Raw genomic sequence first — 24660 nt, 5'->3', positions numbered from 1 at the left:
CCCTCCGGCGTTCAGGCCGCGCGCTCGCGCCACCAGTCCTGTGCCTGCAATTTCCAATAGGTGAGCTGGGCGACGGCGAGCCCTGCATAGCCGCCGGCCCAGACGAGTCCGAAGGGCTTAAAAAGCTTGTAGCGATCGGACTGTCCCAAAATGCCTTCGGCCACCAGCTTCCCGCCGATTGCCGTGGTGTTGAGGCCATGGCCGCCGAAAGCCGTGCAATACCAGACACCCGGCTGCAGCTCACCAATCTGTGGCATCAGGTGGCGCGCATAGGACATGAGGCCCGACCAGGCGAGTTCCGTCTTCAGATCCTTCAACTGTGGATATGTGCCGACGATCTCGCGCCGCAATTCCCTCGCAAGCGTGGCCGGCGAGGCTGAGCGCGTGGTGATTCTTCCTCCCCACAACAGTCGCCTTCCGCCGTCGACCAGCCGGTAGTAATCGCCGGCACGCCGGTTGTCGCCCACCGCGTCCGTGGTGGCGATGGCGTTACGCAGGATTTCCGATGCCTCCTCGCTCACCATCACGTAGGTCGCGATCGGCAGGAAAGAGCGCTTCAGCCGGCCGTTGAGAGATCCTGTATAGCCGCCGGTGGTGAAGACAACCTGGCGCCCCTTGACCCGGCCGCGGGCGGTGGACACCACCTTTTCGGCGCCGCCGACCGCGCTTCCCGTCGCAGCCGATCCCTCATAAATTCGCCCGCCGAGACGCTCCACTTCGTCGGCAAGCCCGCGCAGATAATTGAGCGGATGCATATGGAAGGCCCGTCGGTCGCGCAGCCCATGGAAGTAGCGCTTCGACTTGAGCACCGAGCGGACCTGCTCCGTGTCGAGATAGTCGATTTCGTAGCCATAGGCCCGCTTCAACTCATCCGCATGGGCCTTCAGGCTGTTCCCGTCATCATAGCGCACGACGCCCATAATTCCGGGCTGCGGCCGGGCGCTGTCGATCTGCAGCGCCTCGATCGTTTCGCGCACGAAATCGACGCCTTCGATCGAAAGAAGATGCAATTGCCGGGCGGCCCCATCTCCCGCCCTGCGGGCGATCTCGGCGCTGCCGGTAGCAAAGCCGGGGCTGACGAAGCCGCCATTGCGGCCGGAAGCGCCGAAGCCGACGCTTTCCGCCTCGAGCACGACAACCGATTGGCCGGCGCGCGCGAGCTGCAGCGCGGTTGTCAGACCTGCAAGCCCTCCTCCGACGATAACGGTGTCGCATTCGATCACTTCTGACAGGACTGGTCTGACCTTCGCGTCGGCCAAAGTCTGTGTGTAATAGGTCTCGGGATAGGACATCTTCTCTCGTGCAAAGGTCGCTTGACGGTGGATTCTGGAGCGGTGCCGGCGCGGCACAAGGCGTAGCGGGCGGTGCCCGCCGCATGCCGCGCCCACACGTCGCCGGGTCGGATCAGGATCGCGATCTGGCCGGTGAGGTCCAAATCACGATCCGGCGACATCAGTCGGCGCTATAATCCTTGCCGTACCACTTGGTGGTCAGGGCCGCGAGCGTACCGTCCTTCTTCATCTCGGCGATGATGTCGCCGACCTTCTTCGTCCAGTCCGCGTCGACCTTCTCGGCAATCACCACCAACGGCTCCTTGAAGGCATATTCGCCATTGAGAACGCGCAGCGGGTAGCCATTCTTGATCGCGTTGAGCGCGGTCTGCTCCGGCGCAATGACCGCGTCCAAGCGCACGCCGTCGCCGAGACGCAGATCGTCGAAAGGCAGCATGGAGTCGGCGAAGGTGCGGATTTCGCCCGGCTCCAGCTTGTACTCGACCGGCGGTAGGCCGGGTGCATCGATTTCCAACTGGCGGCGGATGTAGTCTTCCGACGTCGTCGCCGTCTCGACTCCGATGATCTTGCCGTTGAGGTCGGCAACGGCCTTCGCCTGGCTGTCCTTGTGCAGGACATAGACATAAGGGCTGTAGTAATAAATGCCGGCGAAGTCGATCACCTGGGCGCGCGCCTTTGTCGGGGTGACCGAGCCGACGCCGAGATCGTAGCGTCCCTGCCAGCGACCGCCGGTCAGCGTGGCCCAGTCGGGCGTCTCGAAGCTGACCTCGACCCCGAGCCGCTTGGCGATTTCCTTGGAGACGTCGATGTCAAAGCCGACGAGTTGATTGCTGTCGTCGAGGTAGCTCTGGGGCGGCCAGCCGCTATTGGTGGCGACCACCATGGCCTTCTTGCCCATGACCCGGTCGAGCGTTTCACCCGCCTGTGCCGCAGTCGCAAAGGCCAGCGCGGCGACGCCGATGGCAAGCTGTGTAAACAGTCTTTTCACGCATTCCTCCTGTTTTTCGTTAGCCGTGGGTTCCCGTTCCTGTAAGATGTCTGACAACATAAACTGTAAATCGAACGATCCTCGTGTCAAGGCGGGATCGTCGCTCCGTCCATGAAACGAAATGATGAAACCATGCGGATTCGTGATGGCAGCTATAGGCTCTGCCGCCGCATTCTCCTGAGACGAACGCCTGGCCGCTGGTTCGGAACGGAGGGCGCACCCCTGTAAAGATTCAGCGCCGTCCGTCTCGGAGGAGCCGCTCCACCGCCGTCTCAACCGAGTGCTGCCAGGCGGGCATGACGCAGCCGAACGTCGCCGCGAACCTCGCTGTCGACAGGCTTGAATTGGCAGGACGGCGCGCCGGCGTCGGGAAATGGGCTGTCGTGACGTCTCGGACAATGGACCAGGGGCCGCCGCGGGTGCGGCTCACCGCCAGGACATGGCGCGCCAGATCCGCACGGTTGGTGACGCCCGTGCCGACGAGGTGATAGACGCCGAAAACGCTGTCATCTCTGGCTTGGATCATTCGCGCCGCCACCTCGAGCACGGCCTCCGCGATGTCGAGCGCCGAGGACGGATTGCCCCATTGGTCGGCCACGACCTGAATCTCCTCGCGGTTCTCCGCAAGCCGCAGCACGGTCTTCACGAAATTCTTTCCGAAGGGACTGTAAACCCATGCCGTGCGCAAGATCAGATGGCGTGGATTTGCCGCCGCCACGGCTTTTTCGCCAGCAAGCTTGGTCGCACCATAGACGCTCAGCGGAGCCGGTGGATCGTCCTCGACATAGGCGCCTTCCTTGCTCCCGTCGAAGACGTAATCGGTGGAAACATGGATGACCGGCAGCCCGAGAAGGGCGGCCGCTTCGGAAACCGCGCCTGCCCCCGTGGCATTGACGGCGAGCGCCAATTCCGGCTCGGCCTCGGCCTGGTCGACGGCGGTATAGGCGGCAGCCGAGATGACAAGATCGGGACGGCAGCGCTCGATCGCGGGCAGAATCGTTTCCGCGCGCGCCAGATCGAGATGCGGCCGCCCGACCCTCACCACCTCGATGTCCGCCCGCTTGCGCGAGCGTTCGACAAGGCTTTGGGCCAGTTGCCCGTTGCAGCCTGTGACGACAATCCTCATCGGGCCCTCCGACGTTGTTCGCCGAGACGGGCGCCCGCATAGCGCTCATGGCGAATCGGCTCCCACCACCAGCCGTTGGCGAGGTACCAATCGACCGTCTCGCTCAGGCCGGCCTCGAACCCCCGCTTCGGCCTCCAGCCAAGTTCCCGCTCGATCTTCGAGGGGTCGATCGCGTAGCGCCGATCATGGCCCGGCCGGTCGGAGACAAACGCGATCAGATCTCGGTAGCGTCTGCCGCTTCTACGCGGCAAACGGACGTCGAGCAGGTCACAGATGTTCTCCACCACCGAGAGATTGCTACGCTCGGCACGCGCACCGATGTTGTAGCTCTCTCCCGGTCTGCCCTTCGTCATCACAAGCTCGAGCGCCCGCGCATGATCGTCCACATGAAGCCAGTCGCGGACGTTCGCACCGGTTCCATAGATCGGCAGCGGCCTCTCCTCAAGGGCATTGATGATGACGAGCGGGATCAGTTTTTCCGGGAAATGGAACGGGCCGTAATTGTTGGAGCAGTTGGTAAGCACCACCGGCAGTCCGTAGGTGTGATGCCAGGCGCGAACGAAGTGATCCGCCGCCGCCTTCGACGCGGCATAGGGCGAGGACGGTTGGTAGCGCGTCTCCTCGGAGAAGAAGCCACTGTCGAAGGGGAGATCACCGAAAACCTCGTCGGTCGAGACATGGTGGAAACGGAATCCGTCGCGGGCGTCGGCATCAAGTTCCAACCAGTAGGTCAGCGCGGCGCAGAGCAGGCGCACCGTGCCGACGACATTGGTTTCGGCAAAGGCGTTCGGCCCTTCGATCGACCGGTCGACATGGCTCTCGGCCGCAAGGTGCATCACTTTGTCGATGCGCTCGCGGCGCATGATGTCCAGGAGCGCGTGCTCATTGCACACGTCGACGCGATAGAAGGCGTAGTTCGGCTGCGCTTCGACGGCCCGCAAGGACGCGAGATTACCGGCATAGGTCAGCTTGTCGACATTGACGACACGCTCGGCGCCGCTCGCAACCAGATGCCGGCAGACGGCAGAGCCAATGAATCCCGCCCCGCCCGTTACCAGGACCCGCATCGCCGCCTCCCCTACACCGAGAGGTCGAAAAGTGTGGCGTCGGTGAGCAGGGGCGCATTCCGGTCCTTCGTGGACAGATGCAAACCGCCGGCATCAAGAGGCCACTGAATTCCGATCTGCGGATCATCGAAGCGGATCGCTCGATCATGTTCGGCGGAGTAGTGCTCGCTCACCTTATAGACAACCTCCGTCTCCGGTTCGAGAGTGAGGAAGCCGTGGGCGAATCCCACGGGCACCAGTATCTGGTTCCATCGTTCGGCCGAGAGCTCGAGTCCGACCCATTGCGCGAAGGTCGGCGACCCCTTGCGAATGTCGACCGCGACATCGAATACCCGTCCCCGGACGACGCGCACGAGCTTTGCCTGCGCCCGCGGCGGAAGCTGGTAATGCAGGCCGCGCAGCGTCCCCGCTGCCGCGGAATAGGAATGATTGTCCTGCACAAAGCTCAGATCGAAACCGTGCGACGAGAGCTTCGCCGCATTGTAGGTTTCTGAAAAGAAGCCTCGCTCGTCGATGAGCTTGCGCGGGACGATCTCCACGACACCGTCGAGGCCGAGGGATTTGATCTCAAGCATCGGCAAGCTCCCTGATGCGCCGCCGGAGATAGACGGCATATTCATTCTTTCCGAGGAGGGCAGCGCGGGCGAGCACCTGGTCGGCCGAGACATAGCCGAGTTCGAAGGCGATCTCCTCCGGGCACATGACCTTGACGCCCTGGCGGTGCTCGATGGTGCGCACGAAGGAGGCGGCATCATGCAGGCTGTCATGCGTCCCGGTATCGAGCCAGGCATAGCCCCGTCCGAGCCGGCAAACATGGAGGTCTCCCTGCTCGAGATAGGCACGGTTGACATCCGTGATCTCCAGTTCGCCGCGGGCGGACGGCCTGATCGAGGCGGCGACGTCGAGCACGTCGTTCTTGTAGAAATAGAGCCCCGTGACCGCCCAGCTCGACCTCGGCCGCTCCGGTTTTTCTTCGATCGTCTCCGCCTGCCCGGTGCGGCTGTTGAAACTGACGACGCCGTAACGCTGCGGGTCGTCCACCTGATGGGCGAAGATCGTGGCGCCGCTTTCCCGCGCCGCGGCCTCTCGGCATAGCTCGGGCAGCCCCGCGCCATAGAAGATATTGTCGCCGAGGATCAGGGCGACGTTACCGTCGCCAATAAAGTTCCGGCCGATGATAAAGGCCTCAGCGAGTCCATTGGGCTCGGGCTGCTCCGCATAGGAGATAGCGAGCCCGAGTTCGCTGCCGTCGCCGAGCAGCTCTTCGAAGAGCGGCCTGTCCCTTGGCATGGTGATCACCAGGATCTCACGAATTCCGGCCAGCATGAGCGTGCCGAGCGGGTAATAGATCATCGGCTTGTCGTGTACGGGAAGCAATTGCTTCGAAACCGAGATCGTGACGGGGTAAAGCCTCGTCCCCTTGCCGCCTGCAAGAATGATACCCTTCATGCGGTACCTCCGCTTCCTGCCCGGATGTCTCGGCCACAGCCGCGGCCGCAGTTTCGGTCGAGCGCACTCCAGATCATTTCGCGCGCCCCTCTCCGATTTCGGCCGGTTCGATCGCCGCCGCGGCAGCGGGACTCAACTTGCCGCAGCGCCAGAGGCTGTAGGAGGGCTCGGTATCCCAGTCGTAATAGAAGGCCGCCGTCAGCCGCTTTGCTTCCATCAACTGGCCGAATGCCGCCCGCATGGCGCTGATCGTGTTTTCGCGCCAACGGTCGTCGACGGGGCATGAACGTGCCGTATTGGCGATCCCCCATTCCGTCACCCAGCAGGGCTTGCCCCAATCGGCCGGCTGGCAGAAATCGAGAAGGTTCGTCACGCGGCGATCGAGTGCGGCCGGGGCCAACCTTCCGGGGTAGATGTGGATGCCGTAGGCGTCGACGAGGCCGTCCATGCCCCTTTGGCGGAGAGCGGCAATGAAGTCGCCGGGGTCGAGCCGTTCCATGCCGCGCTTGTCCGCCTGCTCGGCGCTCATGTCGGACAGACCGGCCGAAACGACGGCGGCATCCCGGCTGTGCACCGTCGCACGCACTTCGTCGCGGCTGATTTCGAGAACCCGAATGTAGGTGTCGAGGCCCCGCTCGAACGCAGCCCGGTCCTGAAGCTCGGCGATGCTGCGCGGGCTTCGCGTCCCCGGCTCCCGATAGACGGCGAGGTCTCCATTGTAACCGGCATAGTTGATTTCGTTTCCGGGCTCGATCGCTTCGAGGCGGATGCCGAGCGCGTCGATGCGCTGGAGCGCTTCGTGGAGGCTCTTGCGGTATCGGTCGGGATCGAGATCGGACAAGCGATAGATGTCCCAGACGCGGCCGAAGCCGGTGCGCGGACGGGCGTTCTCCGGATAGTAGCTCTTGTTCGCGAGCTGGATCTCGAGAAGGATGCGCAGACCGAGCCTGCTTGCGATCTCCACCGCCTCGATGCTCTTGTCGACCGGCCGCGACAGCGAGACCCGGATATGGGTCGCGCCGCTCGCGGCGATGTCCTTCAATATTCTCTCCTGCTCTGCGCGAGGGAGCCAGGCGAGGTGCAGGCGGTTGACGCCGATGCGGGGCGCCGCGGGGTCACCGGCATGGGCGAGCGGCGAAAGCGCCAGCAGCGCGGCGAAGAGCAGCGCGACGGGCCCTGCCCTCCCGCTCCCGCGCCTAGAGGCCCACATGCGCGAGAGCGCTGCGGAAGTTGGACTCGCAGGCCGAGTAGCGATCGATAACGGCCTGCGAGTCGATATTGGCAAGGAAATTCGCGAGATAGGTTCTTCTGTCCGCCTCCCGGTTCCAGATCGCCGCTTCGATATAGGGGAAGCCGATGAACTCCAGCATTTCCCGCATGCGATCGTCGACGGCAATCATCAGCGAAGGTACGCCCGCCTGCATGCCGATGACGCAACCATGGAACCGACGACCGAAGCAGAGATCCCGCGACGAGACCCAGCCGCGCCACTGGTTGGTGTCGAAGAAGACCAGGAGCTCGTGCTTCCTCTGCCATTTCTCCGAATGCTTGTATTCGGTCTGGCCGGTGATGCGCCCGCTTGCCCGGTCGTAAACATGGACGTCATCCTCGACGGGCAGGGCGAGATTGTATGCGACCACTTCGTCCTGGACGACATAGCTTGCGACACTATCCGGCTTCAGCAGCGCGTGGGCATCGACGATCGTATCGGCGACGCTGCCGAGATAGCCGCCGAAGGCGATCTTCTGCGCCGACGCCAGCTCCGGATTGGCGAGCGCTGTCAGTGAACGCTTCATCTCGTTCGGTGCAAAGAAAAGCGAGGGGCAACCCGTCGGCTTCACGAACTTCATGCCCTGCTCCCTGAGGAACTCGGCGGTGAAATAGCCGCGGGTGAGAAAGAAGCTCTCCTTGTTTCTGAGCACGTCCAGGAATTTGAGGGTTCCCGCCGGCAGACTTTCCTTGAGCCCCTCTCTGCGCTGGATGCCGATACCCATGACCACGACGGGCATCTTCAGCTTGCCGAACACCTCCGCCTCGAGAGCGGCCGAGTAGCCGGGGCGCAGGAGATTGGCCGAGGCGAAGACGCAGATGTCGAACTGCTGATGGAGGTGCTCATAGACCTCGTCCGAGTTGCGGCTGTTGGCGAGATGCCAGAAGGGCACGTAGGTGACGTCATGCCCCCGCAGGGCGTGAGCCGCACCTTCGCCGATCAGGTAATTGCCGGTATTGGCGATTTTCCTGACCTGATCGATCAGGTCCTTCTTGGTCCTGACCTCGTCGAAATAGGGCCTGTGGCGGACCTCCGCCCCGATTACGCCCGCGACGGTGCGCTGCAGATATGAAGGGATTCCTGTAAGCAAGATACGCATCGATACACCCAATTTAGTGCGAGACCAGCGAAGGCTCGTGAACGACTAATGTCCGATGCCGATCTCGCGAAGCGCGGAGCGGAACGTGCGCTCGCGATCGGAATACCTGTCGACGAGCTCCGACGCATTCAGCCCGGCCAGATGATCGGCAACGAATTCGGCCCTGTTTTCCGCCTTGTCGACGTCAACGACATCGATTGCCGGCAGGCCCGTGTAGCCCAACATCTCGCGCATTCGGTCATCGACCGCCACCATCAGGCTCGGCACGCCTGCCTGCATGGCAATGATTGAGCCGTGGAAACGCCGGCCGAAGTTGAAGTCCATGGACGAGGCCCAGGCGCGCCACTGGTTCGTGTCGAAGAAGGTGCGAACGTCGAATGGCGTTTTCAGCCGCTCGGTACCGGGATAGCTGAGCTCGCCGAGCATGCTGCCGGAGGCGGAATCATAGACGCGCCCGTCGCCATTCGCCTCCACCGTCATGTCGAAGTGGAGGAACTCGTCCTGGATCACGTATTGGGGGCGCGAACCCTCAGGCGCCAGCGCCGCGGCGTCGACGATGCAATCGTGGTTTGCGCCGAGATAGCCGGAGAAGATGGTGCGCGCCTTGCCCACCTCGACTTTCGGCAGCTTCTTCAGCGATGCGCGCATGTTGTGCGGTATGAAATAGATGGACGGGCAGCCGGTCGGCTGGACGTAGGAAAAGCCCTGGTCCTTGAGGAAGCCCGCCGTCTCGAATCCGCGCGTCAGGAAATAGTGCTCACGCTCCTTCAGCACGTCGAGGAGGCGCTTCGTCCCCTCCGGCAGGCTGTTTTCGAGATCCCGGCGGTTCTGGAGGCCGATACCGAGCATGACGATCGGCATCTTGAGTTTGCCCAACACTTCCGCCTCGGCGTCCGCGGAGAGGCCCTTGCGCAGCAGATTGGCGCAGGTGAAGACGCAGATATCGAAGTTCGCGTTGAATTCCTCGAGCCCCACTCCGTTCTTGCTGCAATTGTAGAGGTGCCAGAACGGCACCTGCTTGGCGTGCGGCGCGATCGCGCGCAACGCCCCCTCGCCGATCAGGTAGTTTCCGGTATTGCTGATGTTGCGAAGCTCCTGAAGAAACTCCTCCTTCGTCTCGGGCTGTTTCTGCCGCTCCGAATAGGAAACCGACAAGCCGTGGGCGCCGTTCGCAAGGCGCGTGTAATGACCAGGAATTCCCGTCACGAGGATTCTTGGACGCATGCACTAGACCCTTCTCTTTGACATCGGCGGGAACCTGTCAGCCCACTGCCGCAACTTCGGGATTGGATGTCTCGCGGCCGCGAATGACCTTGGCGCGCGAGAGCGATGAATTGTTCACTGAGCGGTCGCACCAGCCGAGGAACTCCGAAAAGGAGGATGTCCACGAGCGGCGGGCCGCCGTTCTCAAGCATCCCTCCATCAGCGGTGCGAGCTTCTGGCGATTATGGGCCACCTCTTCGATGACCTTCGCCATGTCCCGCACCACCTGCGGATCGGCGGAGGCGTCGATCAGGATGCCGTCCTCCCCATCCGTTATGAGCTCGTCGACGGCGCCGACGGCGGTGGCGATGGGAACGCAGCCGAGCTGCTGCGCCTCTGCGATCATCAGGGGAGCGCCCTCCCAGCGCGAGGGCATGAGGAGCACATCGGCCCAGCCGAGCGCCTTGATCAGATCCTTGCTTGCAAAGACGGGCGGCCGCACCTCGACCCCGAGGTCCCTCAGCCGATCCGTCCACGAAATGGTGGCATCCGCGAGGATCTCGCCGCCGATGGCGCGTGCGTCGAACGGCACGCCCGAGGCGCGCAGCTCGGCGATCGCTGCCGCCAGCCGGTCGATACCTTTCTGCTGATCGAGCCGGCCCATGTAGAGGACGCGAAGCCGGTCGTCCTTGCGCTCGATCCGCCTAACCGACAGGACCTCGGCAAGCACTTTCGGCGGCACGGAAAAGCTCGCGCCGTTAGGAACGGCGAAGACCTTCTCATGCGGCACGCCGAAGCTGTGTAGGTAGATCTTGAGCTGCTCCGAGCAGGTGAGGAAAGCGTCGTAGCAATGCTCATGGGCAATCGCGGCAAAGGGCTGGCCGGCAGGCCGCTTGAAATACGTATTGTCCACGACGTGGAGATAGCACGCCGTGCGTGAGCCTTCGGAGCGCAGCCGGGCGATGAGCGGGTGCACCGCCATGACATGATTATTGATGATGAGGTCGAAGCCGGACAATTGACCTTTGAGCGCCGCCCAGTCGACCTCATGGCCCTCGGCAATGAAGTCCTGTCCGAGGAAGGAGCCCGAGCCGCCCCAGGCGGGGATGCCCTGATCCCAGAAGTGAATGTAGTCGAAGCTTTGGTCGAACTCGTCTATCACGTCCATTCTGGACGTCCCGAGCACGAACAGATGGGTCTCGTATCCGGCCGCCTTCAGTTCGCGCGCCGCCGCGTAGACAACCTTCTCGGCGCCGCCAAAGGAGGCGTTGGGAACGAGCAGCGCCGCCGTTCGCTTGGCCCCCTCGCTATGGCCGAGCGGCAGGACGGGCGAGCCGCCGAGCTCGTGGCGGAGCGCCTTGTGGAGCTCCGAATAGGGCACCAGCCGCGCCGGGCGCCAGGTCCAGCGCCTGCCGGCTGTGCGTCTGAGCGGGCTCGTCGCGATGGCGTTGACGCAATTGATCATCACCTGCTGAGGCGTGATGAGCGAGCGGCGCGGCAGCGTTCGCGGGAACGGGAAGCGCACCTTGAGCACGGCCGATGTGGGCCAGACCTGCTGGTTGCCGATCGAGGCGAACCAATCGAGGGCGTTGTTGTGGATCACGTCGCGCACGAGCGAGGTCGACAGGAAGATGAGATCGGCATGCCCCACATGCGCCCCGGCCTCATGGAAGACCGGCTCGATCTTGCGCTGTGCGGCATCGTTGCCGAGCTGGACGAAAACGACGTTGGCCTTGTCGCTCAGGCGCTCGAGATGCGAGAGCACGTTCGGCAGCATGCGGGAGCGCAGAAGCAGGTCGAGCGTCGCGCCGCTTCCGGCCACCAGGAAGGGCGGGAAGTGGACGTTATCGGGCTCGCCGATGCTTGCCCAGAACGCCGGAATGATATCGTCGAGACGAAGCCTCTTCGGCGGCTTGGTGGGGTCGGTAAAGAACGAAATGGCCGCATCTTCCGTTCGCGCGAAGAGATAACGGGGGCATTCCTCATGCTCGAAATCGACGAGCATAGGACGCTGGAACAGAGCCCGATGGCGCTTTCTGAGGAAGCTTACCGAGGCGGCACGGTCCCGGTTCGCCTCCTTGAATCGGCTCTCCGCCCGAAGCCGGTATTCGAAGGTCGTGTCGTGGCACGGCGTGCCGACGAAGCCGTGTTCGATGCACGACAGCCAGAATTCCCAGTCCTCGAAGCCGTTCTGCCTATCGTCGTTAAAGCGGACACCTGCCCGGAACACGTCGACCGAGATCATCGAGCCCGTGTCGCAGATATTGTCCGTGATGCAGTGGACGAGCCGCGAATAGCGATTGCCGTAATGGGCGCGCCAGCTCACCGAGAAAGTGTCTATATTGGTGTAGACCCAGCCGCAGCCGCTCTCGGCGAGCTGCCCGTAAAGCGTTTCGATCGTGCCGGGCAGGACGCGATTGTCGGCGTCGAGAAAATAGACGGCGCGCGCTTCCGGCAGGTTTTCGAGCACATAATCGATCGCGCGGTTGCGCGCCCCGCCCGGTCCGGCGTTTGCTCCGAAGAGCACATGAACCGCTGGATGGGCGGCGGCATAGAGGAGCAACTGATCGAAGGTCTCCTGTCGCGGATCGCCGTCCACGGAAACGACGATCGCAATCCTGCACGTCGAAACAGTGGAGGCGAGCACGGACTCGATCGCCTCCAGGACGAGTGCGGCATGGCCGTAAAGCGGCATGGCGACGGCGATCAGATCCGGAGTTTCCGTGCTAGCGGACATGGGATGTCCCTCCGGACTGCTTCACCAGGCGGAAGCCGGACACCTTGAGCCAGGAAAAATCGACGGAATCCGTCACGGCGCGGCTGAGAATCATCAGATCCATCGGCACACGCACCGGCTCGTCCAGTTGAAAGTTGATGTTGACGGCCTGCTCGGCAGTCACTTCACGCCATCCGCTGAAGAACGCGGAAGGCTTGGCTGAACCCTTGCGCGCAAGTTCGGCCACCTCAGAGCGCGCATTCGAATTGGCCGGCGCGAGCAGAAAGCTTACTGCCGCAGGCGCACCCTTCGGATGGTCGATTATGGCGCTCGCCGAGAAGGATATGGTGCCGGGCTCCACCGCACGGCCGATGGTGCCGGCCGAAATGCCGCTCGCTAGCGGGTGGCACACGACGGCATGTTCGTGCTCGAGGAAGCGAACGGTCTGGAACTCCGGAACGATCGGGGTAACGGAGACGTCGACGATCTGGCTCAAAAGGTCGACCGCCAGGCGGTAATCCTCGATGAAATGGCCGTCGAGCAGAGCGGTCGGAGCGATCATGTTGGGCATCCGGGTCGGCCTGACACCGGGCAACCCGGTATAAACCCGGAACGCCAGGGGGCGCAGATCGAGATCGGCGTGGGGGGCCTCCGATCGCGCCGTGTATCGCTCGCTGGCAATCGGGTACCCGAGCGAAAGGCCTACCGTTTCCGCGCCCGTCGTGGAGACCCGGAGCCTGAGCGTCCTCGCTCCGCCTCCGCAGGTCCGCGGCAGTGCGAAGAAGTTCCAGCCGCCGGCAAGCTGCGCGTAGGGCACGGTCCACTCGGCCACGCCTTCGCCGTTCTCGACATAGCTCAGCATCACGCTCAGCTCGCCGCCTTCCCTCGGAACGGAATTGAGATGAAGCGCGACGCCGGCGACACCGTGGCTTGAGACCGGCAGGAGCTGTTCGACATAGCCGGTTGCAAGGAGTTGGCCGATCCCCTCGTCCTTCGGATCGACATAAGGATCGTGCGCGAAGATTTCGGTGACCGGCTCCCAGTTTCGCGCCTGGAACGCGTCTTCGAGTGCCCGGTAGTTCTCGAGCAGAGCCTCGCGCTCGCGTCTGAGAATGGCAAGCTCGGAAGTGACCGACGTGGTGAAACGGGCAAGCCGCCCGACGCCGCCCTCGACCAAGGCGCGGACGAGCGCCAAGCTCTCCGCTTTGCTGCTCAGGTCAACCCGTTGAATGGGCACTTCGGGAACAGTTCCAAGCGCATGGACGGCCGAAAGTCCCTCTCTCAGCTCAGCCTCCCCCTCATCGGAGAAGGCAAGACCTACAAGCGGGAACGCGTTTTGTAGTGGAGTTTGAGAGCTTGTACCCGTCTCAAGGAAATGGACCAGATGCTCGATGTCGCTCCCTTCGACATTTGCCCGGTCCCGATCAGATGCCACGACCAGCCTTCGCTTCGCGGGCGATTGCCTTACGCTAGAAGACATCAACTCTTGCACGCAGCGACCTCAAAAGAAATCGAATTATAAGGAGATGAATTTGCCGGAGAACAAATAACGTCGCCCTGGATCCCTCATCGTCAAAAACTATATCGACGATTTCTGCAGTGCACAATTATAAAATCGTGGGGTTCTGATATAAAATTATACTTCAAAACTTGAAGCAATATTCATACAAGCTGCGCTTCTTTCGTTGAAAGTGCAACTTGGCCGGCAATGTTTCCGATCAGCGTCGATTGGCGCGCGATACAATCGTCCAGTCGGAACCGTTGCTCGACCGTCCTGCGCGCTGCGATTCGCAGCTCGCGGAAATCATCAGGCCGCGCCAGGACCGCGAGAATGGTCTCGGCGAGCGCGTCCGTATCGAAGAACGGGACCAGGAGGCCGTTGCGGCCCGAGCGGATGACCTCCTGGACCGGGGCCGTATCCGATCCGATGACCAAAGCACCGCAAGCCATTGCTTCCAGCACCGACCAGGACAGCACGAAAGGATAGGTGAGATACAGGTGAGCCGCGGAGATCTGGAAGAGCTGACGCAGCACCGAATGCGGCACGACGCCGGGAAAAATGAGCCGCTCGCGCGGGACGTCCAGCGATTCGAGGAGGTGATCTTTCCACGAACCTCCGCCGGGGGGCGGCGCGCCGTAACTCACGCCGTCGCCGCCGACGAAGACGAACAGCGCCTCCGGGTGCCGCCGAACGACCTTGGCAGCGGCCTCTAGCGCCTGTGGAAATCCCCGATACGGCTCGAGGTCGCGCGCCACGAATGTGACGATCGGGGGATCGCCCGCCTTGAGCATGCGCCCGTCGGGAAGCTTCAGCGAAGCGGCCGGATCGGGGCGGAAGCGCCGTGTGTCCACGCCCTCGTGGCAGACGGCGATGCGCTCCCGCACATCGGCCGGATAGAGGCTTCGCTGCCAATTGGTCGGGCTGATGCCTCCGTCCATCGCCTCGAGCGACAGGAGCTGCGCGACGTTGCGAAGACGCAATCTCTTGCGCGTCTCCGAATCGGGCTGGTTGTCGGGGGCGAAACCGATATCCGCCCCTTCTGCCCGATAGAAGAACTCGCAATAGCCGAGTGTGGGCACGCGCGGCAGCACGTCCTTGACGAACATCATGCTGCCCCAGCCGATATGGCCGAGAACGACATCCGGGACCTGGCCAAGGCGCGCCATGGCGTCGAAGGTCTCCGCAACCCGATGGCCGATCCGCACATGATGATCGGGAACGCCGAGATGCCGCGCCATTTGCGGATGCGCCCTGGGGCCGGGCTCGGCACGATGCCGAACGACCCTCACGGAAGGGATCTTTTGATCCACTGTCTCCGTCACGAGCGTCACCTCGTTTCCGGCAACAGCCAAATGGGAAGCCAGGGCGGCGAACTGACCGAAACCGCGACGGTGTACAAACGCTACATGCATGTTCTTAGCCAATCGCCAACCGAGGAATCACTTCGGGGTATCAAATGCCGTAGCGGGCGGCGCTGCCCCAAACCATTTCGAGCCGGTGCAGGGTCTGGAAGGCGGTTTCGAGATTGCGCCGGTCCTGCTCGCCGTGGCTGAGGGCGCGTTCATAGGATTTCGCCGCTTCCCGCAGGCTCTTGCAGAGCTGCTTTCCCTTCTCCGAGAGCCTGATGCGAGCTGAGCGCTTGTCGCGCTGCGAAGCGATTCGATCGATATAGTCCCCGTCGGCGAGCTGCTTCAGGTAGTAGGAGACATTGGAACCCACATAGTGGCCCCGGTCCAAAAGCTCGCCTACCGAAAGCTCCGCGTCGCCGATTGCGAGAAGCACCATCGCCTGGGCGGGCCCGATGTCGTCCACGCCGAGCTTCGTCAGTTCCGTGCGCAACAGCCCGGAGAACCGCCGGCTTGCACGCTCCATCACGCGGGCGAGCTCGAAATACGTCACCAGCGCGTCGTCTCCGTCCCGATCGCTCTCAGGGTGCCTAGGGGCATTCCTGACCGCCTCACGCCCGGGCTGGACTACCACAGCGTCTCCGAAGTCTGCGAACGGATAGAGAATCCTATGATTCATCCCTCTCTCCATTGGGGAATTTACTTTCAAATTCGGGAAATTTACTTCAAAACTTGAAGTAAATTTCTTGGCGCCCCACCCCCGAATTGCCCGGTCTTGAGCAACAGACCTTTATTGTGTCACACTCATCGCAGCAATACTGTGATTTGAGTGAATCTGAACCAAAATCGCTCAGCCCTCCCGCCAACGCGTTATAGCCAGAAAAGTCGCCCATGCGTGATACTGTTCGAAACAACATGAATGGCAAGGGCCTCATCCGGCCAACGCCGACGCAAAATGGAACAATCGACCCAGGTCTGCTCATTTTGCGGGCGCGGCGGGTGTTCGTCGTGACGCTTCTTTATGCAGCTCTGCTTAGCGCCTGTATCAACCTCCTTCAGCTCACCATGCCGCTCTATATGATGCAGGTGCATGACAGAGTCTTGAACAGCCAGAGCATGGATTCGCTCGTCATGCTGACGGTCCTTGCACTTGGCGCGCTGGCCATTCTGGGCGTGCTCGATTTCATCCGCGCTCTCACCTTTCAAGCTATGGGCAGTGCAATCGTGCGCTGGCTGAATCTGCCGGTCCTTACCGCCGCGGTGCAGGCCTCGGCCGATCAGGGGCTGGCCAGGGCGACGCAGTCGCTGCGGGACCTGACCGAGCTGCGCGGCTTTCTTACCTCGTCGGCCGTCAGCGCCCCCCTCGATGCCGCCTGGTCGCCAATTTTTCTCGGCGTTCTCTTTCTGCTGCACCCTGTCTTCGGGTTGATTGCCGCGGTTTCCGTGGTGGTGCTCCTGTGCTGCGGTCTCATGAACGACCTCTTGACGCGCCAGCTCATGAAAGAGGCAAGCCAGGCGAATATTGAGGCAGTGTCGAAAATAGGTGCGACATTACGTCACGCCGAGGCCATCGAAGCGATGGGCATGCTGCCGGCGCTCGCCAAGAAGTGGCGCGACGCGCAGCTACACGCACTGGGCGTGCTTGAGGCCAGCGGCACCCGGGCGAGGGCGATGGCTTCCATCACCCGTTGCCTGCGCTTTGCCATACAGGTCGCGTCGCTCGGCGCCGGCGCTTACCTCGTGATGAAACAGGAAATCTCGCCCGGCGCGATGATGGCGACGACTATCCTCGTCGGGCGCCTACTGATGCCGTTCGATTCCGTTATCGAGAACTGGCGGCAATGGGTGCTCGCGATCTCCGGTTGGCGGCGGATCGAGGCGGCTCTGAAGGAGGATCTCGCAGTCCGTCAGACGATGCCGACGCCGCACTCGCAAGGCGATCTGGTCGTCGACAAATTGGTTTACGCCGCACCCGGCCTGGACGTGCCGATCATCAAAGGCATCTCCTTCTCGCTCGCGCCCGGCGAAGTGCTGGGTGTCGTCGGTCCTTCCGCCGCCGGCAAATCCACCTTGGCGAGGCTCCTCGTCGGCATTCTCAAGCCCACGGCGGGCGGCGTCTTCCTGGACGGCAACAACGTCTATCTGTGGGAGCGCAGCTCCTTCGGCCGGGTCGCGGGCTATCTGCCGCAGTCGGTTTCTCTTCTCGAGGGCACCATCCGCGAAAACATCGCCCGCATGGAGGAAAGCGATCCCTACAAGGTACTCGAGGCTTCGCGCCGCGCCGATGTCCATGACATGATCGGACGCTTGCCGCTCGGTTACGATACGCCGGTCGGCGACGGTCAACTGACGCTGTCCGGCGGTCAGCGGCAGCGAATCGCGCTGGCCCGCTGCCTTTACGGCCGGCCGCGCCTGCTCGTGCTCGACGAACCCAATGCCAATCTCGATGCGATCGGCGAACGCGCCCTCATCCGCGCGGTCGAGGAGGCACGCCGGGATGGATCCATCGTCATCCTCATCGCGCATCGGCCGGCCATCATGCAGGTCGCCGACAAATTGCTGGTGCTGGAAGGCGGCCGCATCACCCAGTTCGGCCCGCGCACGGACGTGGTGGCCTCCATGATCCCGGGCGAAACGCGTCGCGAAGGAACCGCAGGATGACGAACGAAACGATCCTTCCGGCACGCCTCGATGTGCAGCCCCTCGTCACGACCGAAGGCCGAGAGCAGCGCCTGCCCGTGAGCGCGGCACCGCCGCCGAGCTCGGGCCCGATGGAGCTCGACTTCTCGGAGACGGGCATGCATTCGCCCATCCGGCGTCTCGTCATCGCCGGCTTGGCGACGATCCTCGTTGCTTTCGGCGGATTTTTCGGCTGGGCGTTTTCGACGGAACTCAGCAGCGCCTCGGTCACCAGCGGCACCGTCGTCGTCGATTCCAAGCGCAAGACGGTCAGCCATTTCGAGGGCGGCGTCCTTAGCCGCCTTCTGGTCCAGGAGGGCGACCATGTCGCCGCCGGTCAGCCCCTGATCAAGCTAGAGGACACGCGTGCCCGCTCCGACCTGCAGGCGCTCGAAAGCCGGCGCGTTGGTCTGATTGCCAAATTGGCGCGCTTGAGGGCTGAGCAGGCGGGAGCACAGGACATAAGCTTTCCTGCCGATCTCAACGGTGCTGGCGACGCCGCCGCCGACGCCATTACGGCGGAAACCTCCTTTTTCGAGAAGCGGCGCGAAGCCAAGAAGGGGCGCATAGAGATCCAGCGCAAGACCATCGAGGAATATTCGGAGAAAGCCAAGTCGCTCGCCGCCCAGCTCCAGGCCACCGATCGGCAGATCGAGCTGATGAACGAGCAGCGGACAGCAATCGCGACCCTCGTGGACAAAGCCTTTGCCCAGCGCTCGAAGCTGATCGAGATCGACGCAAGGCTCAGCGAACTGGCCGCCACGCGTGGAGAAATTGCCGGCGACCGGGCCCAGGCGCAGAAAGCCATGGCCGGCGCAGAGCTCGCGCTGACGGGAATCGAAAGCGATTTCCAGTCAGAGATCGCGGGCGAGATTACCACCGCCCGCCTCGAGCTTGCCGATGCCGAGGAGCGTATCATCGCTGCGAAGGACGTGCTTCGCCGCCTCGAGATCCGCTCCCCCCAGGCGGGCATCGTCGCCAATATCCAGTTGCGTACAGCAGGCAGCGCCGTGACCCCCGGTCAGCCGCTGCTCGACATCGTGCCCGAAGATGAGCCGCTGCTCGTGGAAATGCATGTCAGCACGCGCGACATCGACAGCATAACCATCGGCTCCAACACGCAGATTCGACTGACCGCATACAACCAGCGCTCCCACCTGCCGCTCGACGGCAAGATCACCTATATCGCGGCCGACCAATCGGTGGACGAGAAGTCCAACGTCGCCTATTTCGTAGCGCGGGCCGAGATCGCCCCGAAGTCCCTCGCAGCGAACCCCGATATACGTCTCTATCCCGGGATGCCCGCCGAGGTGCTGATCGTGCACAAGCCGCGTTCAGCGATCGACTACCTGGTCTCTCCGGTCACAGAGAGCTTCAATCGCGCCTTCAGGGAGGACTGAAAACGGTTCTCCCGACAGCTCCCTGCGTCAGATCGAACGTGCAGTGAGTACGCAGTCTTTTTAAGCTCTTCTTGATTTTGCTAAGAGCAATTCGAAATTAGGGAATCGCGCAGCAGCATTCGAGCTGGCGTATAATTTACTTTTAATTTTGAAATGATTTACCGGCATTACAACAGCAATAACTCCTAAAAATATATTGTGCCAGTATTATCACATCTAGCAGTGCGTATCAGAAATACGCAGATAATAGCAAAAACAAGCAGATTTATTTTTGACTCCTCTGTTGCCTTCTGTTTTTTTGCAGTGCACACTCCAGCACGCAATCCTCGGCTCCGTGCCGATGATGCATGCATCAAACGACGAAGAGGAGAAGCAGATGGCCACTTTGGAAGGCGGCGCATACGACGACGCCCTGTTTGGCTCTCGCTTTGACGATTTCATCCGCGCCCACGGGGGTGATGATTTCGTCAATGGGGGCAAAGGGGACGACATCATCTTCGGTGACGAAGGTGACGACCTGCTGTTCGGCGGCGACGGGAACGATACCGTCTTCGGCGGCGCAGGCGCAGATATTCTCTATGGCGAAAAAGGCGACGACATCCTGGTCGGCGGAGCGGGTGACGACCTGCTTTACGGCGACAAGGGCAACGACATCCTGCTCGGCGGCGCTGGCAGCGACTTCATGGTCGGCGGCAAGGGCAGCGACATCCTGCTCGGTGGTGCCGGCAGCGACGTCATCAACGGCGGCGATGGCAACGATCTCATGGTCGGTGGCCAGGGCAGCGATGTCTTCGTGTTCGACGGCGGTGGCGGCAATGACGTCATCCTCGACTTTACTCCCGGCGAAGACGTCCTGCAGATCTCCAAGGGCATCAATGGTCTCGATATCACCTCGCCCGAGGACCTCGCTTCGCGCATTACCCAGGTTGGCGGCAATGTCGTCATCGACCTCGGCCATGGCGACACGCTGACGCTGGTGAACGCCGACGCCGACGATATTCAGGCGCATCCCGAGAACTATTTCACGGTTCACTAATAGGCTGAGGCGCGGGATGCGTGCGGAAAACCGCCTTTCCTCATCCCGCTCTTTGCCGGAAACGGTACGCCCCGCCCTCCTCCCGCGGGGCGTGCCTTCACCTTCAGCAGTCCAGAGGAGTGGCGTGTGAGTTTCGACGACCGCACGAGGGGCGCCAACGGTATTTTCGAGAATGCAAAGGTCTTCCGACTCAGCTCCGAGGTTGCCGTCCTGATCTGGGATGTTCCTGCCGAGCTTCCGGGCATGGCCAAGTACACGCTCGTCTTGCCCGAACAACCGGTTCCGCTTGTCAGCATGGCGGTTCCGCTTGCCGATGGCGGCCAGCGCATCCTTTGGGCCATGCGTCCGGGCACGGAGCCGCAGCGAGCGCAGATCGCTCTTGAAGGCGCCCGCCTTCAAACGTTCGTCCTGCCGCCCATAAGTGCACTCCCGCCTGTCGATGTGGACGCCCTGTTTGCCGATCTTTCACCCCAGGGCTGTATCAAGTTCCTGAACAATCTGCTGACCGCCTGGCGAGGCGCCTTCCGGCTTTCCAGGGACCAGCTTTTCATCAGTGCCGTCGAAGATGCGCTTCACGCGCTTACAGCGCGGCCGCGGCCCGCCAATATCGTCTGCCCGATCGCCGACGGACGGTATCTGATCGAGACCGCCATCAGCCCCGATTTCGGCGAGATCAGCGCCGTCTACGCGCTCGGCGCGAGCTCCATTCTGCCGCTGGCTTCGCAATTTCTCGTCGCTGCCGATCGGCAGCAGAACCTGCGCCCCTGTCATTTCATCATCGAAGCGCCCCGCACGCGTGAACCTTTCCTCTTCGTCTTCCTTGGAAAGAAGGGGATCGCGCTCCGCGAACTGTCCGCCCTTAATCCACGCTATCAGACATTGCAGAAGTGGTGGCGCGAACGCGGCGTCGCACCGACGCTACGCGAGTTCGTGGTCCGCTGGCTCTCTCGAATGCCGGAGGGCGGCACGGCGACAGCGATCGACTTGCAGCTTCGACAGCCGCTGCCGGCGCGGCAGATCGGCAGATCCGCAATGCACCCGAGCGCTGAGGTCGATCTGGCGCTGGCGCTTTCAGGTGGCCTGCTTGCCGGCGGCTGGTCACACGATCCCACATCCATCCTCGCCGGAATCGACTATCTGAAAGAGGACGGCACGGCAGTGCCGCTCGACGGAAATTGGTACGAGTTTCCCGCCTGGGCCCGCGGCACAGACGAGGGCGCGAGAACCGACGTGACCGGCTTCGTGGCCTGGCTACCGCTGAACGAGCCGCTGGGCGCTCTCCTTCAGCCGCGTTTTCAGATGCGGCTCGCTTCGGGCGCGGTGAAGCCTCTCGTGCCGAAGCCGCAACCGTTCGAGCCCACAGCGCAGCGCAACCGCATTTTGCGCGCCGTCCCGCCGCAGCACGCAGTCGACCAGGCCTTCCGCACGATCCTTGCCCCAGCCATCGAGGATGTGGAGCAAAGACTTGGCAGGACCATAAAGGTCGAGCGCACGAAGGACTACGGTCTGCCACAGAAGACTCCCATGGTCTCGATCGTCGTGCCGCTTTACCGGGTGCTCGACTTCCTGCGCTTTCAACTCTCCGGCATGGCGACGGACCCTTGGATCGTCAGCAATGCGGAAATCATCTACGTTCTCGATTCGCCAGAAATCCAGGACGAGACGGAGCACCTGCTCGGCGGGTTGCACCTCCTTCACGGGCTGCCGATGAAGCTCGTGGTGATGAACCGCAATGGCGGCTATGCGCGGGCCTGCAACGCCGGTGCCCGCTTCGCGCGCGGCTCGATCCTCGTCATGCTCAATTCCGATGTCGTGCCCTCGGCACCCGGCTGGCTTCAGGCGCTCACGCTGCCATTGCTGCAACGAAAGGAGCTCGGCGCCACCGGGCCGAAGCTGATCTTCGAGGACGGCTCGCTCCAGCATGCCGGCCTCTACTTCGCCCGCGACCGACGCGACGTCTGGCTCAACCACCATTTCCACAAGGGCATGCCCGGCGATTACGCACCGGCTCAGGTTGCCCGGAGCGTTCCGGGCGTCACGGGTGCCTGCCTTGTCACGCGGAGGGAGACTTATGAGCGCGTCGGCGGATATACGGAGGATTACGTCATAGGCGATTACGAGGACAGCGATCTTTGCCTGAAGATCCGCAGGAGCGGGCTTGAGATATTCTACGAGCCCTCGGCCTGCCTCTACCATTTCGAGCGCCGGTCGATCCGCCGCAGCCAGGACTACATGCGGGGTGTCGCCAGCCAATACAATGCCTGGCTGCACACGGAGCGCTGGAACGACGACATCGACAAGCTGATGGCGACCTATCTCGGCACCGACAGTGAAACCATCGTTTCGTTCGGCGATGAAGCCCCAGCCAGGAGCGCCGCATGAGCGAGACCGCCCTTCGCAACGAGAGCGCAACCACCACGGCGCTGCCCGCCAATGCGGATCGCGTCCAGTGGCTGCTCGAAAGCATCCAGCGCAACCGTTTTCTGCCGCAGCCGGCCCCCGACAGCGTCTTCGTTGGCGACGGCGACTTCAAAGCGGTCGGCGCCGAGTTTCTCGGCCACTTCATCCGGATGGGAGGCTTGTTGCCCGAAAGCCGCGTGCTCGACATCGGCTGCGGTATCGGCCGAATGGCAGTCCCCCTCACCCAATATCTCGACATCGAAAAAGGACGCTACAGCGGGATCGACCCCGTCGAAGGGGGCATTGCCTGGTGCCGTCGCTTCATCACTCCGGCCTATCCCAACTTCGCCTTCCAGCGGGTCGACATCGCGCATGACCTCTATAATCCGAGGGGCAAGATCAGCGGCAAAGCACTGAAGCTGCCCTATGCCGATCGGCACTTCGACTTCGTCATCATGACGTCGGTCGTCACCCACCTGCCGCCGGATGAGGTGCTCGTTTATCTGAGCGAGGTCGGGCGGCTCCTCAAATCCGGCGGGCGTCTGTTCATGACCGCCTTCGTCGTCGACCCGATTGCCGCGACGAACGAGACGGGCCGACGCGACCCGCGTCTTGCCTTCCAACGGGATGGCGACGGTCCCTGCTGGTTCGTCCCCGAACTGCCGCCGCTTGCCGCGGTGGGCTTCGATGACGGCTTTCTCGACAATGCACTCGGCCGCGCCGGCCTCACGACCGCCTTGAAGTCCTTTGGCTCGTGGCGCGGGCAACAGGCGGATCATTATCAGGATGTCTTCGTGGCCGAGTACCGCGGAGGCGGCCGGTGAGCGCGCGTATCCTCGTTGCGGCGCATAACCACCCCGCCCTCCATCCCGGCGGCACCGAGATCTTCGCGCATGACCTTTTCCGTGCCTATCAGCGTGCCGGTTGCGAGGCGCTCTTTCTCGGCGCCACGAACCAGATCCATCGCCAGGCGCGGCCCGGCACGAGCTTCCAGGGTATCGGTCCGGCAGGAGACGAAGTGCTGCTGTGGTCCGGCCATTTCGATCGCTTTTTCATGAGCCAGATCGATCTCTACGGGGTCGTGCCGGACCTCGTAGAGCTGCTGCGCGACTTCAGGCCGGATGTGGTCCACATCCACCACCTGCTCCTCATCGGCGCCGAGTTCCCGCACATCGTGCGTCGGACATTGCCCGACTGCCGGATCGTCATGACGCTGCATGATTATTATCCGATCTGCCATCACGACGGCCTGATGGTGCGAACGAGCGGAAAGGAGCTCTGCTACAAAGCAAGTCCCGACCGCTGCCACGCCTGCTTCAAGGACATCGCTCTCGATCGCTTCGTCCTGCGCGAGGGGCATCTGAAGTCCCTTTTGAGCGCAGTGGACCGTTTCGTCTCGCCAAGCCGTTTCCTCAGGCAGCGCTTCATCGAGTGGGGGCTCGCCGAGGATGCAATCAGCGTGATCCCCAATGGGCTGCCACCTCGGGATGCGCCCGCGGGCGCAAATCGCAACGGAAAAGACCTCCCTGTCTTCGGCTATTTCGGCAATCTCAATCCCTGGAAGGGCGTGCCCGTGTTGCTAGAGGCGGCGCGACAGCTCATTGCCGAGGAGTTCGAATTCGAGTTGCGCGTTCATGGCGGCGCGCCTTTCCAGAGCGAGAGCTTTACAGACGAGATTGCACGCTTGTTCAAAGAGACGGCGCCCTTCGTGCAGCAACGAGGTCCTTACCGGCGCGAGGATGTCGCGGGACATGTCGCCGCGGTCGATTTCACGATCGTACCCTCGATCTGGTGGGAAAACGCGCCGCTCGTCATTGGCGAGGCGCAGGCGCAGGGACGGCCGGTCATCGCCAGCAACATCGGCGGCATGGCGGAGATGGTAGAGGACGGCGTCAACGGCCTGACCGTCGCACCCGGCGATCCGCGCGCGCTGGCCTCCGCCATGCGGCGCATCTCGGAGGATCCGGTTCTGTCGCGCCGCCTATCCGCCAACGCCCGCATGCCCGACGACATCAACACGACCGCCCGGCGCTATCTCGATCTGATCAATGCGATCGAGCCGACGCGTATCGAGGCGGCATAGGGGAA

19 protein-coding genes are annotated in these 24660 nt (G+C 62.7%); 6 read left to right on the top strand and 13 right to left on the bottom strand.

The window, feature by feature from the left end; genetic code table 11:
• Window positions 1-11: 11 nt before the first annotated feature.
• From M728_RS20500 to M728_RS20440, 13 genes are all read right to left on the bottom strand, one after another.
• Complete coding sequence (locus tag M728_RS20500) at window positions 12-1292, bottom strand: FAD-binding oxidoreductase (protein ID WP_026619904.1); 1281 nt, start codon at window positions 1290-1292, stop codon at window positions 12-14.
• Window positions 1293-1452: 160 nt separating this feature from the next.
• The gene (locus tag M728_RS20495; protein WP_026619905.1) at window positions 1453-2280 is read right to left on the bottom strand and encodes a transporter substrate-binding domain-containing protein; all 828 of its coding nucleotides are present in this window, start codon (window positions 2278-2280) and stop codon (window positions 1453-1455) included.
• A gap of 232 nt (window positions 2281-2512) precedes the next feature.
• Window positions 2513-3406: a dTDP-4-dehydrorhamnose reductase gene (gene rfbD, locus M728_RS20490; protein WP_026619906.1), complete on the bottom strand. Its 894-nt coding sequence runs from the start codon at window positions 3404-3406 to the stop codon at window positions 2513-2515.
• Entirely contained in the window at window positions 3403-4473 is a 1071-nt protein-coding gene (gene rfbB, locus M728_RS20485; protein WP_026619907.1) for a dTDP-glucose 4,6-dehydratase, read from the bottom strand. The genes rfbD and rfbB overlap by 4 nt, the downstream gene beginning before the upstream one ends.
• Before the next feature lie 11 nt (window positions 4474-4484).
• Window positions 4485-5048, bottom strand: coding sequence for a dTDP-4-dehydrorhamnose 3,5-epimerase (gene rfbC, locus M728_RS20480; RefSeq protein WP_026619908.1), 564 nt, complete (start codon window positions 5046-5048; stop codon window positions 4485-4487).
• A complete protein-coding gene (gene rfbA, locus M728_RS20475; protein ID WP_026619909.1) occupies window positions 5041-5922 on the bottom strand; it encodes a glucose-1-phosphate thymidylyltransferase RfbA in 882 nt (293 codons plus the stop codon). Before rfbA ends, rfbC begins: the two co-directional genes overlap by 8 nt.
• A gap of 73 nt (window positions 5923-5995) precedes the next feature.
• Window positions 5996-7087, bottom strand: a complete 1092-nt coding sequence (locus M728_RS20470; RefSeq protein WP_026619910.1) for a hypothetical protein — start codon at window positions 7085-7087, stop codon at window positions 5996-5998.
• Window positions 7088-7118: 31 nt separating this feature from the next.
• Window positions 7119-8291: a polysaccharide pyruvyl transferase family protein gene (locus tag M728_RS20465; protein ID WP_026619911.1), complete on the bottom strand. Its 1173-nt coding sequence runs from the start codon at window positions 8289-8291 to the stop codon at window positions 7119-7121.
• Between the two features lie 45 nt (window positions 8292-8336).
• A complete protein-coding gene (locus M728_RS20460) occupies window positions 8337-9515 on the bottom strand; it encodes a polysaccharide pyruvyl transferase family protein (protein WP_026619912.1) in 1179 nt (392 codons plus the stop codon).
• Between the two features lie 37 nt (window positions 9516-9552).
• Window positions 9553-12231 (bottom strand): glycosyltransferase, encoded by a 2679-nt coding sequence (locus M728_RS20455; RefSeq protein WP_026619913.1) that lies wholly within the window; start codon window positions 12229-12231, stop codon window positions 9553-9555.
• On the bottom strand, window positions 12221-13690 hold the full coding sequence (locus M728_RS20450) for a DUF6212 domain-containing protein (protein WP_026619914.1): 1470 nt from the start codon (window positions 13688-13690) through the stop codon (window positions 12221-12223). The genes M728_RS20455 and M728_RS20450 overlap by 11 nt, the downstream gene beginning before the upstream one ends.
• Window positions 13691-13872: 182 nt before the next feature.
• Window positions 13873-15123: a glycosyltransferase family 4 protein gene (locus M728_RS20445; RefSeq protein ID WP_026619915.1), complete on the bottom strand. Its 1251-nt coding sequence runs from the start codon at window positions 15121-15123 to the stop codon at window positions 13873-13875.
• A 40-nt stretch (window positions 15124-15163) separates the two neighbouring features.
• Entirely contained in the window at window positions 15164-15736 is a 573-nt protein-coding gene (locus M728_RS20440; RefSeq protein ID WP_026619916.1) for a MarR family transcriptional regulator, read from the bottom strand.
• 212 nt (window positions 15737-15948) lie between these two features.
• Here M728_RS20440 and M728_RS20435 point away from each other — a divergent pair, with 212 nt between their 5' ends.
• From M728_RS20435 to M728_RS20410, 6 genes are all read left to right on the top strand, one after another.
• Complete coding sequence (locus M728_RS20435) at window positions 15949-17718, top strand: type I secretion system permease/ATPase (RefSeq protein ID WP_026619917.1); 1770 nt, start codon at window positions 15949-15951, stop codon at window positions 17716-17718.
• A complete protein-coding gene (locus M728_RS20430; protein WP_026619918.1) occupies window positions 17715-19136 on the top strand; it encodes an HlyD family type I secretion periplasmic adaptor subunit in 1422 nt (473 codons plus the stop codon). The genes M728_RS20435 and M728_RS20430 overlap by 4 nt, the downstream gene beginning before the upstream one ends.
• Window positions 19137-19512: 376 nt before the next feature.
• The gene (locus M728_RS20425; RefSeq protein ID WP_026619919.1) at window positions 19513-20172 is read left to right on the top strand and encodes a calcium-binding protein; all 660 of its coding nucleotides are present in this window, start codon (window positions 19513-19515) and stop codon (window positions 20170-20172) included.
• Window positions 20173-20298: 126 nt separating this feature from the next.
• Window positions 20299-22554, top strand: a complete 2256-nt coding sequence (locus M728_RS20420) for a glycosyltransferase family 2 protein (RefSeq protein WP_026619920.1) — start codon at window positions 20299-20301, stop codon at window positions 22552-22554.
• A complete protein-coding gene (locus M728_RS20415; protein ID WP_026619921.1) occupies window positions 22551-23396 on the top strand; it encodes a class I SAM-dependent methyltransferase in 846 nt (281 codons plus the stop codon). Before M728_RS20420 ends, M728_RS20415 begins: the two co-directional genes overlap by 4 nt.
• Window positions 23393-24655, top strand: coding sequence for a glycosyltransferase family 4 protein (locus tag M728_RS20410; protein WP_026619922.1), 1263 nt, complete (start codon window positions 23393-23395; stop codon window positions 24653-24655). The genes M728_RS20415 and M728_RS20410 overlap by 4 nt, the downstream gene beginning before the upstream one ends.
• The last annotated feature ends 5 nt before the right edge of the window (window positions 24656-24660 follow it).

The organism is Ensifer sp. WSM1721 (assembly GCF_000513895.2).
Classification (GTDB): Bacteria; Pseudomonadota; Alphaproteobacteria; order Rhizobiales; family Rhizobiaceae; genus Sinorhizobium.
The sequence above is the reverse complement of the archived record's forward strand: the minus strand, read 5'-3'. Positions and strand labels throughout refer to the sequence as shown.

Coding starts and splice junctions, on each gene's coding strand:
- rfbC (WP_026619908.1), bottom strand. CDS start 5,048: ATGCTTGAGATCAAATCCCTCGGCCTCGACGGTGTCGTGGAGATCGTC.
- M728_RS20450 (WP_026619914.1), bottom strand. CDS start 13,690: ATGTCTTCTAGCGTAAGGCAATCGCCCGCGAAGCGAAGGCTGGTCGTG.
- M728_RS20415 (WP_026619921.1), top strand. CDS start 22,551: ATGAGCGAGACCGCCCTTCGCAACGAGAGCGCAACCACCACGGCGCTG.
- M728_RS20425 (WP_026619919.1), top strand. CDS start 19,513: ATGGCCACTTTGGAAGGCGGCGCATACGACGACGCCCTGTTTGGCTCT.
- rfbA (WP_026619909.1), bottom strand. CDS start 5,922: ATGAAGGGTATCATTCTTGCAGGCGGCAAGGGGACGAGGCTTTACCCC.
- M728_RS20445 (WP_026619915.1), bottom strand. CDS start 15,123: ATGCATGTAGCGTTTGTACACCGTCGCGGTTTCGGTCAGTTCGCCGCC.
- M728_RS20435 (WP_026619917.1), top strand. CDS start 15,949: ATGCGTGATACTGTTCGAAACAACATGAATGGCAAGGGCCTCATCCGG.
- rfbB (WP_026619907.1), bottom strand. CDS start 4,473: ATGCGGGTCCTGGTAACGGGCGGGGCGGGATTCATTGGCTCTGCCGTC.
- M728_RS20465 (WP_026619911.1), bottom strand. CDS start 8,291: ATGCGTATCTTGCTTACAGGAATCCCTTCATATCTGCAGCGCACCGTC.
- M728_RS20460 (WP_026619912.1), bottom strand. CDS start 9,515: ATGCGTCCAAGAATCCTCGTGACGGGAATTCCTGGTCATTACACGCGC.
- M728_RS20455 (WP_026619913.1), bottom strand. CDS start 12,231: ATGTCCGCTAGCACGGAAACTCCGGATCTGATCGCCGTCGCCATGCCG.
- M728_RS20440 (WP_026619916.1), bottom strand. CDS start 15,736: ATGAATCATAGGATTCTCTATCCGTTCGCAGACTTCGGAGACGCTGTG.
- M728_RS20500 (WP_026619904.1), bottom strand. CDS start 1,292: ATGTCCTATCCCGAGACCTATTACACACAGACTTTGGCCGACGCGAAG.
- M728_RS20430 (WP_026619918.1), top strand. CDS start 17,715: ATGACGAACGAAACGATCCTTCCGGCACGCCTCGATGTGCAGCCCCTC.
- rfbD (WP_026619906.1), bottom strand. CDS start 3,406: ATGAGGATTGTCGTCACAGGCTGCAACGGGCAACTGGCCCAAAGCCTT.